At 39.7% G+C, this 13,362-nt stretch carries 12 protein-coding genes; 8 read left to right on the top strand and 4 right to left on the bottom strand.

The annotated features are described in order from the left end of the window. Positions 1–3,150, top strand: a complete 3,150-nt coding sequence (locus H5088_RS17350; RefSeq protein ID WP_182753941.1) for an efflux RND transporter permease subunit — start codon at positions 1–3, stop codon at positions 3,148–3,150. Positions 3,151–3,369: 219 nt separating this feature from the next. Beyond that, positions 3,370–4,260 (top strand): dienelactone hydrolase family protein, encoded by an 891-nt coding sequence (locus tag H5088_RS17345; RefSeq protein ID WP_182753939.1) that lies wholly within the window; start codon positions 3,370–3,372, stop codon positions 4,258–4,260. Positions 4,261–4,314: 54 nt separating this feature from the next. On the opposite strand, the gene H5088_RS17340 is transcribed toward H5088_RS17345, so the two are convergent. Beyond that, positions 4,315–5,250 (bottom strand): LysR family transcriptional regulator, encoded by a 936-nt coding sequence (locus tag H5088_RS17340; RefSeq protein WP_182753937.1) that lies wholly within the window; start codon positions 5,248–5,250, stop codon positions 4,315–4,317. Positions 5,251–5,462: 212 nt separating this feature from the next. Between H5088_RS17340 and H5088_RS17335 the strand changes: the two genes are divergently transcribed. From H5088_RS17335 to H5088_RS17310, 6 genes are all read left to right on the top strand, one after another. Then, positions 5,463–6,488: a zinc-binding alcohol dehydrogenase family protein gene (locus H5088_RS17335; protein ID WP_182753935.1), complete on the top strand. Its 1,026-nt coding sequence runs from the start codon at positions 5,463–5,465 to the stop codon at positions 6,486–6,488. A 27-nt stretch (positions 6,489–6,515) separates the two neighbouring features. Continuing rightward, on the top strand, positions 6,516–6,806 hold the full coding sequence (locus tag H5088_RS17330; protein WP_182701080.1) for a putative quinol monooxygenase: 291 nt from the start codon (positions 6,516–6,518) through the stop codon (positions 6,804–6,806). A 212-nt stretch (positions 6,807–7,018) separates the two neighbouring features. After that, positions 7,019–8,125 carry an L-dopachrome tautomerase-related protein gene (locus H5088_RS17325; protein ID WP_182753933.1) on the top strand — a complete coding sequence of 369 codons (1,107 nt, stop codon included), beginning with the start codon at positions 7,019–7,021 and terminating at the stop codon, positions 8,123–8,125. Positions 8,126–8,177: 52 nt separating this feature from the next. Then, entirely contained in the window at positions 8,178–8,732 is a 555-nt protein-coding gene (locus H5088_RS17320) for a thioredoxin family protein (protein ID WP_182753931.1), read from the top strand. Further along, positions 8,729–9,505 carry a glycine betaine ABC transporter substrate-binding protein gene (locus tag H5088_RS17315; protein ID WP_182753929.1) on the top strand — a complete coding sequence of 259 codons (777 nt, stop codon included), beginning with the start codon at positions 8,729–8,731 and terminating at the stop codon, positions 9,503–9,505. The genes H5088_RS17320 and H5088_RS17315 overlap by 4 nt, the downstream gene beginning before the upstream one ends. 89 nt (positions 9,506–9,594) lie before the next feature. Next, positions 9,595–10,248, top strand: a complete 654-nt coding sequence (locus H5088_RS17310) for a nitroreductase family protein (RefSeq protein ID WP_182753927.1) — start codon at positions 9,595–9,597, stop codon at positions 10,246–10,248. A 185-nt stretch (positions 10,249–10,433) separates the two neighbouring features. On the opposite strand, the gene grxB is transcribed toward H5088_RS17310, so the two are convergent. The 3 genes from grxB to H5088_RS17295 form a co-directional block, all read right to left on the bottom strand. Further along, complete coding sequence (gene grxB / locus H5088_RS17305) at positions 10,434–11,066, bottom strand: glutaredoxin 2 (RefSeq protein ID WP_182753925.1); 633 nt, start codon at positions 11,064–11,066, stop codon at positions 10,434–10,436. Positions 11,067–11,325: 259 nt separating this feature from the next. Next, a complete protein-coding gene (locus H5088_RS17300) occupies positions 11,326–12,462 on the bottom strand; it encodes an L-dopachrome tautomerase-related protein (RefSeq protein WP_182753923.1) in 1,137 nt (378 codons plus the stop codon). 8 nt (positions 12,463–12,470) lie between these two features. Further along, positions 12,471–12,962 carry a cupin domain-containing protein gene (locus H5088_RS17295; protein WP_182753921.1) on the bottom strand — a complete coding sequence of 164 codons (492 nt, stop codon included), beginning with the start codon at positions 12,960–12,962 and terminating at the stop codon, positions 12,471–12,473. Between the last annotated feature and the right edge of the window lie 400 nt (positions 12,963–13,362).

The raw sequence follows: 13,362 nt of genomic DNA, 5'->3' as shown, positions 1-13,362 counted from the left end.
ATGAACACTCGTGAAACAGGGTTAATAGCATGGTTTGCCCGAAATCCCGTTGCAGCCAACCTACTAATGATATTTATATTAGTGGGCGGTATTTTAATGGCAATGACCATTCGCAAACAAATGTTCCCACAGTTTGAAAGCAACTGGATAAGCGTACAAGCAGTTTACCCAGGTGCAGCCCCGCAAGAGGTTGAAGAAGGCATAACCATAAAAGTTGAAGAAAACCTCGAAGGTATTGAAGGCATTAAACGCCTAATTACGTACTCTAACCGTGGTTTTTCACAAGCGTGGATTGAAATAGAAGAACAATACAATCCACAAGAAGTACTTGATGAAATTAAAGTACAAGTTGATTCAATAAACACCTTTCCTGCGGGAATGGAGCGCCCTGTTGTGCGCCGCGATAAGTTTGAGCAAGAGGTAATGATACTCGCGCTTTACGGCGACATGAGTAACTACCAGTTAAAAGAGCTTGGCAACGATATAAAAGACGAACTACAAGCACTGCCTCACGTTAACCTTGTTAATTTTAACGGCGGCTTAGAATATGAAATTGGTATAGAAGTCAGCCCCGATAAACTGCGCGAATATGGCTTAACATTTAGAGATATTGCAGGCGCGGTGCAAAACTTTTCGGCAAATATGTCGGCGGGACAAATACGCTCTGAAAATGGTTATATTTCGATGCGTGTTGAAAAACAAGCCTACCGTGGTTTTGAGTTTGAAAAACTGCCACTTATTACCCTTGCTGATGGCGCACAAATTTATTTAGGCGATGTTGCAACTATTAATGATGGCTTTGAAGAAGGTCTACAATATTCAAAATACAATGGTAAGAATTCACTCTCGTTTGAAGTAAACGCATCAAAAGATCAAGACATTACCGATGTAGCAAAAGTACTTAAAAGCTACATGGCAACTAAAGAGCCGCTTTTACCAGCAGGTGTTAAGCTCTCTCCTATTGTTGATTTAACTTACTACCTTGAAGGTCGACTCGATATGATGGTCGATAACATGATTTGGGGTGGCTTGTTAGTAATGTTAGTGCTGGCACTATTTTTACCGCTACGCTTAGCATTTTGGGTAATGATGGGCTTACCGGTTTCGTTTTTAGGCGCCTTTTTGTTTATGCCCATTGGCTTTTTAGACGTAACAATTAATTTAGCCTCTCTTTTTGCCTTTATACTAGTGCTCGGAATTGTTGTCGATGACGCCATAGTTGTGGGCGAATCAGCCAGTGCCGAAATAGAAAAATACGGTCACACACTTGATAACGTTGTACGCGGTGTAAAACGTGTTGCGATGCCAGCAACCTTTGGTGTATTAACTACCATTGCGGCATTTTTACCGCAAACAATGGCAACAGGCCCTGGCGCTGCTTTTTCTAAGGCCATTGGTGGCGTGATTATTTTATGTTTGATTTTTTCACTCATTGAATCAAAACTAATTTTACCTGCGCATATTGCAGCAATGAACCCGCGTAAACCAAATCCTAAAAATCTATTACATCGCTTACGTATGGTGATTGATAGCAGCTTAAAAGGCTTTGTGAATAACTACTACCTTCCTTTTGTTGGCCGCTGTATTCACTACCGCTATACCGTAATTGTTGGCTTTATGTGTTTGCTTATTGTAAGCGCAGGTATGTTTGCAGGTGGTTTAGTTAAGTTTGTACCAAACCCTAAAATACCGCACGACTTTCCGCGTATTGATATAGAAATGAACCTTGCTTCATCTGAGCAAGCAACGCTTGAAACCGCACGTAAAATTGAAAGCGTGTTGTTAAAGGTCGATCAGCAACTACAAGAGCAATACGGTAAACCGATGATCCGCGATTTATCGGTAAGCCTTCGCGGACGAACTGAAGCAAATATTATGGCTATTTTGGTAGAGCCTGACTTACGCCCTATCGACACCTTTGCCCTAAGTGCATTATGGCGTGAGCAAATGCCCGCTCTACCAGGCATTAAAACCATGACCATTCAAGACAGTATAATGAATGGCGGTCGAGATGATGGCGACGTTAGCTTTAAACTTGAAGGCAAAAATGCTGACGAGCTAAAAGAAGTGGCTGGTAAATTAAAAGCCAAATTACAAACAATGGAAGGCGTTGGCGACGTAAACGATTCAATGCAAAGCGCTACCGACGAAGTGCAACTTGATTTGAAACCACTCGCTTACAGCATGGGTTTAACGCTTGCTGATGTAGCGTCGCAAGTTAGCTTTAGTTACTACGGCTTAGAAGCGCAGCGAATATTGCGTGAAGGCGAAGAAATTAAAGTCATGATCCGCTATCCAGAAGACGAACGTAATTCAATAAGTGACATAGCAAGCGTGCGTATTATCACACCTACAGGCGCTGAAGTACCGCTAAGTGAAGTAGCCGAAGTTAAGCTGGTTGACGGTGTTAACCGTATTCGCCGCGAAAACTCTAAACGTACTGTAAACGTATGGGCTGCGGTAAATACCGACAAAGCCGAACCATTTGCGATTGCAGAGGAAATTCGTGATGAATACTTACCAACATTACTTAAAAGCTACCCTGGCGTTACAAGTGATGTAGCTGGGCGCATTCAAGAAGAAATGGATAGCGCTTCAGAGCAGCTTCGTGATTTTGGTATATCAATGATGATTATATTTGCTTTATTAGCGATTCCACTTCGCTCTTACTCGCAGCCACTTATTATAATGTCGGTTATTCCGTTTGGTGTAGTTGGCGCGATGTTTGGCCATATGATTTTAGGCATGACCATGAGTAGCTTATCGATGTTTGGCATTATTGCTGTAGCGGGTGTGGTCGTAAATGACTCCCTCGTTATGGTTGATTTTGTAAACAAAGCCCGCGCCGAAGGTGTTGCAATTAAAGATGCTGTAGTACAAGCCGGTGCTCGTCGCTTTAGAGCAATACTACTCACCTCAATCACTACCTTTATTGGTGTAATGCCAATTATTTTTGAAACGAGTTTACAAGCTAAAATTGTTATCCCAATGGCTGTATCACTTGCTTTTGGTGTGTTATTTGCCACAGTAATTACACTGATACTTATACCGTGCCAGTATGTTGCACTAGAAGATGCTAAACGATTAGTACGTAAAATGCGTGGCAAGCCACCACTATTAGATGCCCAACCAGCGCCTACAAATAGCTAAATTAAGTAACATCCCAACCAAAAAAGCTCGGCATATTATGCGAGCTTTTTATTTTTAGCTTAAAAATAATATTCACCTATTTGCTAATACTGTCTCTACTACCCATTGTTTAACAAGCAGGGTTTATTAACAATCCTAATAATTGAGAGAAATATTGCTCGTTTTTTATTCCTAATACGTTATGGTATTTAAATAACATAATAAAGTTAAGGAACAGCCATGAATACATCCCCCTCTGATCACATTCCTCAAGAAGCCTTTGATTGGTATGACGAATACGCCCACGGTTTAATGGACCGACGTACTTTTATGAAAAAACTCGGTGGCCTTGCTGCACTTGGTTTTTCAATGGCTGTACTTACATCAGCATTATTACCTAATTACGCATTGGCTGAACAAGTGTCGTTTAATGACGACGATATTAAAGCAACGTACGAAGAATTCGATTCGCCAGATGGGCACGGTAAAGGCAAAGGTTACTTAGCAATCCCTAAAAACATAGAAGGCAAGCTTCCCGTTGTACTCGTGATACACGAAAACCGTGGTTTAAACCCGTACGTAAAGGATGTAGCAAGGCGTTTAGCTAAAGTGGGCTTTATTGCATTTGCACCCGACGCGCTTTTTCCACTGGGTGGCTACCCTGGTAATGATGATGAAGGACGCGCTATGCAAAAAACCATGGATCGCGCTAAAATTCAAAACGATTTTGTTGCCGCAGCGCACTTTTTAAAATCACATGCTAACAGTAACGGTAAATTAGGCGCTGTTGGTTTTTGTTTTGGCGGCTACATTGTTAATTATTTAGCGGCAGTAGATAGTGATTTAATCAGCGCAGGCGTGCCTTTTTACGGCACCCCAGCCAGTGAAAGTTTACGTAAAAATATTAAAGCGCCGTTAATGATTCAATTAGGCGAGCTGGATAAACGTGTAAACGCGTCGTGGCCACAGTACGAACAAGATTTAAAAGCTAATAATGTTGAATACACTATGCATATGTATAAAGGGGCAAATCATGGTTTTCATAACGACTCGACAGGTCGCTATGATAAAGACAATGCCGAACTTGCATGGCAACGTACCGTTGAGTTTTTTAATAAAAAGCTAAGTTAACGAATACGATAAATGCCACCAGCTCTAAGCCGGTGGCATTATTAAGTAGACTAATTAGCTCAGTACGCTTTTATCAATAATTCCTTTTGCAATAAGGGCTTTTAAAATAGTGGTACTTTTTTCTCTAAAGGCATCGCGAAGTAAGCGTACGGCGGGCGTAATCGACTGCCTACTTGGGCATACAAGCCAAAGCTCTGTTTGCGTAGGCGTAAAATTCGGCATAACATTTACCACATTACCCGCAAGTAAGTCGTTTGACATATCTAAACACGACTTAACGGCAAGGCCCTTACCAGATACACACCAGCGCCTAACTAAGTCACCATCGTTAGTTGCATGCCCACCATTCATTTTAACTTTAAACTCGCTGTTTTCACCGCTAAATACCCACACATCTTTTATTATATCTTGCAGCTGATAAAACAGGCCTTTGTGTGCTGCTAAATCGTGAGGATGACGTGGTGTTCCATGCTCATCTAAATAAGCCTGCGTGGCACATAAAACACGCGGTACATTACAAATCTTAAAACCATATATGCTGGCATCATTAGGTTTTCCGTAGCGCAGCGCGATATCTACTGAGTCACGATAAAAGTCTATATTACTGTCGCTAATATTAGCCCGTAAGCTTAATTGAGTGTGAGTTTGCAGAAATTCATCAAGCCAAGGAATAACAATATTACGCCCTAAATCTGACGACATAGCAATACGCAGCTCACCATCAATAATGTCATCATCGCTTTTCATGGTTTGCTTTGCCAGATCGAGCATAGCAAGCGCTTGTTGGCACTGAGGAATATAACGTTCTCCCGCTGCCGACAAACGTAAATGGCGGGTAGTACGAATAAAAAGATCAAGCCCAAGCGCTTGCTCTACCCTTTTAACTGCGGCGCTGGCAGTAGCTGTACGCATGTCTAAATTTGAAGCTGCTGCAGTAATACTTTTAAACTCGGCTACTTTTAATATTACCTGTAGGTCTTCTAACAACATTTTATTAATCCACTTTGGTTAAATCAAACTAAAGCTAATAGCTTGAAATTTACTCCATAACAGCATTAAAGCATAAATCAACATTAAGATTATCTATTATTTTTTGATAATGTTTCAATGATTAGGTGGTTTATCTAAATGAGTTTAACACCTAAACTAACTTCATCAGCTAGCAAACTAGCACTTACACAATTTATTTAGGATACATAATTATGAAAGCCATTGGTTATACACAATCACTTCCTGTTTCAAACCCTGAGTCGCTAATTGATGTTGAGCTACCACAGCCAATTGCAACAGGTCGCGATTTACTTATAAAAGTTAAGGCTATTGCTGTTAACCCTGCCGATTATAAAGTGCGCCTATATATGCCACCAACAAACGGTGAAGTAAAAGTAATTGGTTGGGATGCAGTTGGCGAAGTGGTTGCAACAGGTGAAGCTGTTACAGGCTTTAAACCAGGTGATGCGGTTTATTACGCAGGTGATATTACTCGCCCAGGGAGTAATGCAGAATTTCAATTAGTGGATGAGCGTATTGTAGGATTTAAACCGCAGAGCTTAAACGATGCTGAAGCTGCTGCATTACCACTTACTGCAATAACAGCGTACGAGTTATTATTTGAACATTTAAACATTGTAAAACAAGCAGCTGATGCAAAAACAAAATCAGACGAAGTTATTTTAGTAACAGGTGCCGCAGGCGGCGTTGGTTCTATTTTTATCCAGCTTGCTAAAGCGATTACTGGTGCAACAGTGATTGCCACTGCATCGCGCGAAAGCTCGCAAGCATGGGTTAAAAAACTAGGCGCAGATTATGTTGTTGATCATACAAAACCATTACCTGCTCAAATTGATGCATTAAACATTGGCTCGGTAACACATGTAGCAAGCCTGCATAGTACTGATACTTACTTTGAAGCGTATACAGAGGTACTTGCACCCTTTGGTAAAATTGCAATGATTGACGACCCTGAGTCACTAGATGTTAGCAAATTAAAAATGAAGAGTTTATCGCTACATTGGGAATTTATGTTTGCCCGCTCAATGTTTAATGCCAAAGATTTAATTGAGCAAAGTAAGTTATTAAATCATGTTGCCGATTTGATTGACCAAGGCTACATTCAAACCACGATTGGTAAAAACTTAGGCACTATTAATGCGGCTAATTTACGTATTGCTCACGAAGAGCTAGAAGCGGGGAAATCAATCGGTAAAATTGTACTTGAAGGCTTTTAAATACCATTTTTCATTATAAGGGAAGTTATGACTCAGCTTACTATAATCGCTAATATTTTTGCTAACACCGATAAAATAGACACGGTAAAAAGTGCACTTTTGTTGCTTGTTGAACAAACACATAAAGAGCCTGGGTGTGTTACATATACCTTGCATCAAAATAATCAAGATGATGCTCACTTTGTGTTTTATGAGAACTGGCAAAGTTATGAACTTTGGCAACAACATATGGAAGCACAAAGCATTAAAAACTACTTAGCAAAAGTTGAAGGCTGCATTGCATCTTTTACTATTAATGAACTAACCGCTATTCGTTAAAAGTGGCGATTTTAATAAAAACACCAATTTAGATTGGTGTTTTTTTATTCGTTATTTTTATTATCTATTATTATTTGATAAAGATTCAATTATTATGCTGTTTATTGCCTTTCAATACCCGCTTATTATTACTTCAAGCAATAAAACTGCTCATAAATGAGCAAGTGATTTATACCAATTCATATTCAGATAAATACAGCGAGTAGCAAAAGATGAAAAAAATCAAAAGTACTTTAGCCATAGCAACGCTTTCACTAGTAGCAAGCACCTTAACAAGTGCTAATGCCGTAGAAGTCGGCCCACTTGAAACCGTCACTACGTTTACTAAATATCGCGGTGCAGGTATTACGATTACACCGGCAGGCAGGATGCTAGTAAGTATGCATCCGCTAGATAACCCAAAAACACGCGTTGTTGAAATTATGGCTAATGGCGTACAGCAACCGTTTCCAACTATCGATTGGGCAGACGGCCCAGAAATTGGCAAGGTAGGGCTTGCGGCAGTTATCGGCATTCACAGCGACAGTAAAGGCGTTGTGTGGATTTTAGATATGGGGAGCGAAAAAGTAGCCCCTAAACTTATTGCTTGGGATAGCGTAAATAACAGCTTAGTAAACACAATAAAACTAAATGAATCAGCGGTACTTGCTAATTCATTTTTACAAGACTTTGTGATTGATGAACTTAATAACAAAATTTACATAGCTGATATGTCATTTGGTAATTTTATGGGCGCAACTAAGCCCGCCTTTATTGTGGTTGATTTAAACACAGGTGAGTCTACTCGCGTACTCGAAGGCACTGCCACACTAATGCCGGAGGAGCGCGATATCATTATTGAAGCCTCACCAGTTGCATCTAAATCACCTGAAGGAAAAACCAATAACCTTCGCTTTGGCTTAAACCCAATAACGATTGATGACAATAACGAATGGGTTTACTTTGGCTCATTTACTGGCACTAAGGTTTACCGTATCCCAGCAAAAGTATTGGCTAATAACAGTTACTCCGACACTAAAAAAGCACAGAATATTGAAGTGTTTGGCCCTAAAAATCCAAGCGATGGCATGACCTACGCTCCTGGCGGCGGCATTTTGGTAACCGACCTTGAAAACAATGCGATTGGCTTAACCACTAAAGGCCACTACGAAATAATTGTTCAAGATAAACGATTATCATGGCCTGACAGTCTAGCAGTAAGCAATGGTTGGATTTATGTAACACAAGATCAACTCCACCAGCACCCTGCATTTAGCCAAGGCTTTGGTAATGCAAAACCGCCTTACGTATTAACGCGTTTTCGCTTTAATCAAAAATAATTAATTATTTTTATAAGCCAGCCATACGGGCTGGCTTTATAGGATTTAACGTATGTTATTAGATACACCAATTTGTGATTTTGGCTGGCAAGCCCCTAGCTTCACACTAAAAAGCCCATTAGGTGAGTCGTTTTCATTAGCCGATAATCTGGGTAAAAATGGCTTACTCATTATGTTTATTTGTAACCACTGTCCTTATGTACAACGCATAGCCAATCGCTTGAGCCAAGACACCGCAACACTTATTAGTGAAGGCATTAATGTATTAGCTATCATGTCAAACGACTATCAATATGTAGTCGAAGACTCTCCTGCCAATATGGAAAAATTTGCTAAGCAACATGGCTTTTTATTTCCCTATTTGGTTGATGAAGACCAGCGCATAGGCAAAGCCTATGGCGCGGTATGCACACCTGACTTTTTTGGTTTTAATAAACATGGGCAACTGCAATACCGTGGCCGCTTAGACGATACAAAAATGAATGGCGCCAAACATCGTACCCCTGAGTTAGTTAATGCAATGCGCCAAATTGCCGCAACAGGCAAAGGCCCTCAGCAGCAAACACCTAGCATGGGCTGCTCTATTAAATGGAGTAATACATTATGAGTACACCACATTTAAAATTAGGTGTAACCGATTTATCATTTCATCGAGTTACCGCTTCAATTATCAGCCATGTTTTAACTGATATGGGCTTTAGCGTTGAGCGTATTTACGCACCGCATCAAGATAACTTTAAAAATTTAAAATCAGGTGAGATAGACCTACTCGCTTCTGCGTGGCTTCCGTCAAGCCACGGTATCTATAAAGCTGATGTGGAGCTGGTTATGCCACTTATTGAACTTGGCTTACATTACCAACCTTATGCTCACTGGGGCGTGCCCGATTACATACCAGAGCATGCCGTAAGCCAAATTAGCGACTTACTGAAACCTGATGTCCTTGGCAAAATGCAAAAAACGATTCAGGGCATAAATGCCGGTGCTGGCATTACTCGCTTTTCAATTAACATGATGAAAGAATACGGGTTATCTCAAGCTGGCTATGAATTTTTAACTGGCACAGAAGATGACTGCTTTAGCGCTTTTGAAAACGCCGTTGCAACTCACACATGGTGCGTAGTTCCCCTTTGGAAACCTCAATTTTTACACCATAAACATAAAATACGTGAACTTGCCGATCCACAAGGTTTACTTGGCAGCGTTGATAGAGCAGTTTTATTGCTGCGTGATGTTAAACAAGCGCTCTTTAGTCAAGCTCAATTAGACACTCTTGATAAGTTACACTTTTCAAACGACATAATTGCCGCACTTGATTATAAAGTTAGCAAAGAGCGACAAGTACTTGATGACGTAACGCGCCAGTGGCTCAACAAGTAAGTAATTAAATAGTGATACGGGCTTTTTTTTTAATAAAACGGCTCAATATAGTAAGCATCGGTCAAACAGGCCACTTAACGGAGAAACAAATGACTCACCCAATTATTAGTGATTTAGAAAAACGTTACACAACTAAACGTTATACAACCAAGCGTATTGTTCAAGATGATCTAGACGTAGTTTTTGAAGCTATGCGTCTTTCTCCTTCATCTATTAACTCACAACCTTGGAAATTTATTGTTATTGAGTCTGACGAAGCTAAAGAACGTATGCATAATACCTTTGCTAATAAGTTTCAATTTAATCAGCCTCATATTAAAACAGCGTCGCACGTTATTTTATTTGCTTACAACCCTAAATATACACGCGAAGATTACGCACAAGTCATTGATGCTGACATTAAAAATGGTCGTACAAAAGCAGAAAACCGCGAACAGGCTTTTGGTGCATTTGCCTTTGTTGATATGAATACCGATGAGCAAGGTAACAATGCAACATGGACTAAAGCACAAACTTACATTGCGCTAGGTAACACCATGCATGCAGCAGCACGTTTAGGTATTGATTCAACCCCAATGGAAGGCGTAGACGCTGAACTTATTGGTGAAATCTTTGAAAAAGAGCTGGATGGCTATATTTGTGATGTAGCTTTAGTGCTTGGCTACCATGATGACTCTGAAGATTATAACGCCAAACTGCCTAAATCACGTTTAGCAAAAGAGCAAATAATCCAAGTTCTATAAGCTTTTTTTAAAAGCTGTGAAGGCTAACAAACGTTAGCGTTCACAAAATAAAAATAAACTAAGCCACTTATATTTAAAGTGGCTTTTTGTTACCTAATATTTTTTTAAACAAAAAAACCAGTAACAAAGTCACTGGCCTGAAACGCTATACGAAGGGAGTCGTACTGTTTATAAAAATGGGCTTATTACTTCAATAAAGGAACGCCTGAATTTAGTGCTTCATTATTCATCCACACATTTAATTGCTGGGGCCATGTAATTGTTGGTTCACAATACAAGCCTCTTAGAATAGAAAAATAAATGGCACTATCAAACAACGAAATATGACTTTTTCCGTCTTCAATATTAAGCAACTTTTCGCTACCGATTAAAAATGCGTTTACTTGAGAAACAATGTCACTTGTCGATGCTAATAGTTGGACAAAATTAAGATCAATTGTTTGTTTTTTATTTTCCCAAGCCACTCGGCTAGACTCAGTCTTAAACTCACTTAGACTAAGCAACGGCCAGCGAGGATAACCAATTTGTTGTAGCGGTAAAAAAGCACTGCTTTGCCATTGAAGACTATTTTTTGATGGCTCCATTAGTTCATCAACATTTTTTTGTTGTAAAAAATAGCGAATAATATCATTACTTTCAGCCATTATTGAGTCGTCGTCTTTTTCAAGAATAGGTACCATTTTTTTACCAATTAAGTTTGTTGGTGTTTCAATGTCGTCATAATCAATAATAACTTCTTCAAGCTTAATATTGAGTTTTCCTGCTATATAGCTCACACGCGCACAAAATGGACAATGTGAGTAAGTATATAATTTCATGGTATATGCCAGGGGTCAGTAATAAGATATGTGTAATATAGCGAACTATTGAGTAGCGAAAAACGCGCTAATGATTGAAACATTATCATGATTTAATTGATAATAAATACAATCATAACTGAGTAGCTTTAGCACGCCCTAGGACGTGTTAACCTTTGCCGATAATTATATTTTTAAAATGTGACACATAAAAAAACACGCGATTAAGCGTGTTTAACACAATTGCTACCTAGATTTCTAGGAATACTCGTAACAATGCTTAGCGCCCTATTACTCCCTCAGCTAAAGGTATAAATCTGAATATATAATAAGGAGCTTTGTTTTCTGCTTTGCCATTGTTGAGTTGTGCTGATAACGGTAACTGCGCTGCACCCGTGTACATGTAACCCTCAGGGCCAATACTTACACCATCAGGCCATATCATCTCTTTGTCATAGGTGTAATCGCGGTACTGCCGCGTTTTAGCATCTATAACGCCGACAGTACGTTCACCAACAATAGTTAAGTACAGGTTATTGTCTGCATCTATGCTCAAACCACCGTTTACTGGTTTTTGTGCGTATTGCTCTACACGCTCAGCTATTTGCTTATCGGTTAATTGTTCATTGGCGATATCGGCCATTTTAATACGGTAAACATATTTTTTATTAAGTGGAGCAAAATAAAGCCACTGCTGTGCGTTATCAAGCACAATGCCATCGGCACCAATAAAGGCATCAAGTTGCTTTTGTTCACTCGTACCTTTATCTATTATTATTGGCATTGAGTAATCGGGTAAAGCACTATCGTGCCCTTGCAGCACTCGGCGACTCGCTCCTGTTTGTGTATTAACCACAATCAGTGCTGCTTCCTTGCCATTTGCACCATCAGCAATGCCTTCGTCTGCAATGACTAATGTATGGTATTTGCTAGAAATAGCTAAGTCATTAAGTTGCGATTGTGGCAAAGAGATAGGGCTTGGTAAGTAAATAATTTTATTTAACTTATTGCTTATCGCATCCCACGCTATCAACTTTGGTGTTGTACGCGGCAGTGCTTGACCAGAGTCTAATATCCACACATTACCAGTATCGTCGGCTCTTACACCGAGTACCCAATTTAAGTAATCAGCAGGATTTTTTAAACTGCCATCACTTTTATATGCGTTTTGCATTTGCGCATTAGGAAATGGCACTACATCACCATTTTTTAAAAGCTCGCCTACTTTAACCTTGGGGTTATAAAATGGATGATAGCTGAAAATAAAGCGCTTATTTTGCGTATATGTAATACCGCCTACTGCGGCATCTGTTTGTGCGTAAATCTCTGACTTAACCGTTTCAGGCTCAGCCATCACTGTTGAGCTTACAAGTATGGCAATTGCCGTTAAGCTTGATTTAGATTTATTTAAAAACATAAATTACCCTACTTTTGTTGAATGTAACTAGCTGTACCATCTATCCAGTCTTGACGCGCTGGGGCAAAAAAGTCAATATCTACAGTATCTTCACTGAAGTGAAACTCGTGCGGTACGTTAGCAGGTATTACCATCATATCGCCTGATTTCATAAGATATTGTTTACCACCGGAGAACACTTTGGCCTCGCCAGAAATGATCCACGTTACTTGCTCGTTTGGGTGTTTGTGTAGGGGCACTTTACCGCCTTTTTTAGCCACCCATTTCACAAACGTAGATTGTGTACCATGAAAATATTGACGTGTTAAATACGGCCCCATCTGCTCTTTAGGTTGGCTATCAAGATTGAGTAAAAATGGCGTGTTAGTGATATGTTCGTTGTAGTTTGCAAATATTCCCATGCCCGGCGCGGGTGTTATTTGATCTTCAATTGTTGCCTTTACAGCAAACGAGCTTGCGCCTAAAAGAGAAGTTGCTAGCAATAACGTGTTAATTTTCATGATTTCACCTAAATAATAAACTATGTGCTGATGCACTAACTATTAAGGTAAAGTTTACAGGCTAGAGATTTTTGAAAAACCCGCACTGGAGAGAAACATTTTCAAATAAAAACGAGTAATAACTTTTTTATTAGTAATAAAAAACCAGCGCCAATGCTGGGTTTTATAATAAAATGGGTACTAGGGTCTGTTGATCTTTGCGGATTAAAATTTGTTCAAACTAGGGGCTATTTAATCGCGGCGCGAGGTTTGTAACCTAGTGGGCTAAGTAAAAACCGAGCAACAAAGAGTAAATAGCCCCTAGGAAGAACCCTTTGGGCTGAGGGATCCCCACTTTATCCAGCGGCCTCTTTTTCGTAATTCAAAATAAAGTTTTTTAAACTTTTTTCTATATAGCTTT

It is taken from the genome of Pseudoalteromonas sp. SR43-3, from assembly GCF_014163875.1.
In the GTDB taxonomy this organism is placed as follows: domain Bacteria; phylum Pseudomonadota; class Gammaproteobacteria; order Enterobacterales; family Alteromonadaceae; genus Pseudoalteromonas; species Pseudoalteromonas distincta.
Note: the sequence above shows the minus strand (reverse complement) of the source record. Positions and strands in the feature narration are given on the sequence as shown.

Excerpts from the sequence above, each read along its gene's own strand:
- H5088_RS17330 (WP_182701080.1), top strand. The coding sequence starts at position 6,516 with ATGACTCAGCTTACTATAATCGCTAATATTTTTGCTAACACCGATAAA.
- H5088_RS17350 (WP_182753941.1), top strand. The coding sequence starts at position 1 with ATGAACACTCGTGAAACAGGGTTAATAGCATGGTTTGCCCGAAATCCC.
- grxB (WP_182753925.1), bottom strand. The coding sequence starts at position 11,066 with ATGAAATTATATACTTACTCACATTGTCCATTTTGTGCGCGTGTGAGC.
- H5088_RS17310 (WP_182753927.1), top strand. The coding sequence starts at position 9,595 with ATGACTCACCCAATTATTAGTGATTTAGAAAAACGTTACACAACTAAA.
- H5088_RS17345 (WP_182753939.1), top strand. The coding sequence starts at position 3,370 with ATGAATACATCCCCCTCTGATCACATTCCTCAAGAAGCCTTTGATTGG.
- H5088_RS17315 (WP_182753929.1), top strand. The coding sequence starts at position 8,729 with ATGAGTACACCACATTTAAAATTAGGTGTAACCGATTTATCATTTCAT.
- H5088_RS17295 (WP_182753921.1), bottom strand. The coding sequence starts at position 12,962 with ATGAAAATTAACACGTTATTGCTAGCAACTTCTCTTTTAGGCGCAAGC.
- H5088_RS17300 (WP_182753923.1), bottom strand. The coding sequence starts at position 12,462 with ATGTTTTTAAATAAATCTAAATCAAGCTTAACGGCAATTGCCATACTT.
- H5088_RS17335 (WP_182753935.1), top strand. The coding sequence starts at position 5,463 with ATGAAAGCCATTGGTTATACACAATCACTTCCTGTTTCAAACCCTGAG.
- H5088_RS17325 (WP_182753933.1), top strand. The coding sequence starts at position 7,019 with ATGAAAAAAATCAAAAGTACTTTAGCCATAGCAACGCTTTCACTAGTA.
- H5088_RS17320 (WP_182753931.1), top strand. The coding sequence starts at position 8,178 with ATGTTATTAGATACACCAATTTGTGATTTTGGCTGGCAAGCCCCTAGC.
- H5088_RS17340 (WP_182753937.1), bottom strand. The coding sequence starts at position 5,250 with ATGTTGTTAGAAGACCTACAGGTAATATTAAAAGTAGCCGAGTTTAAA.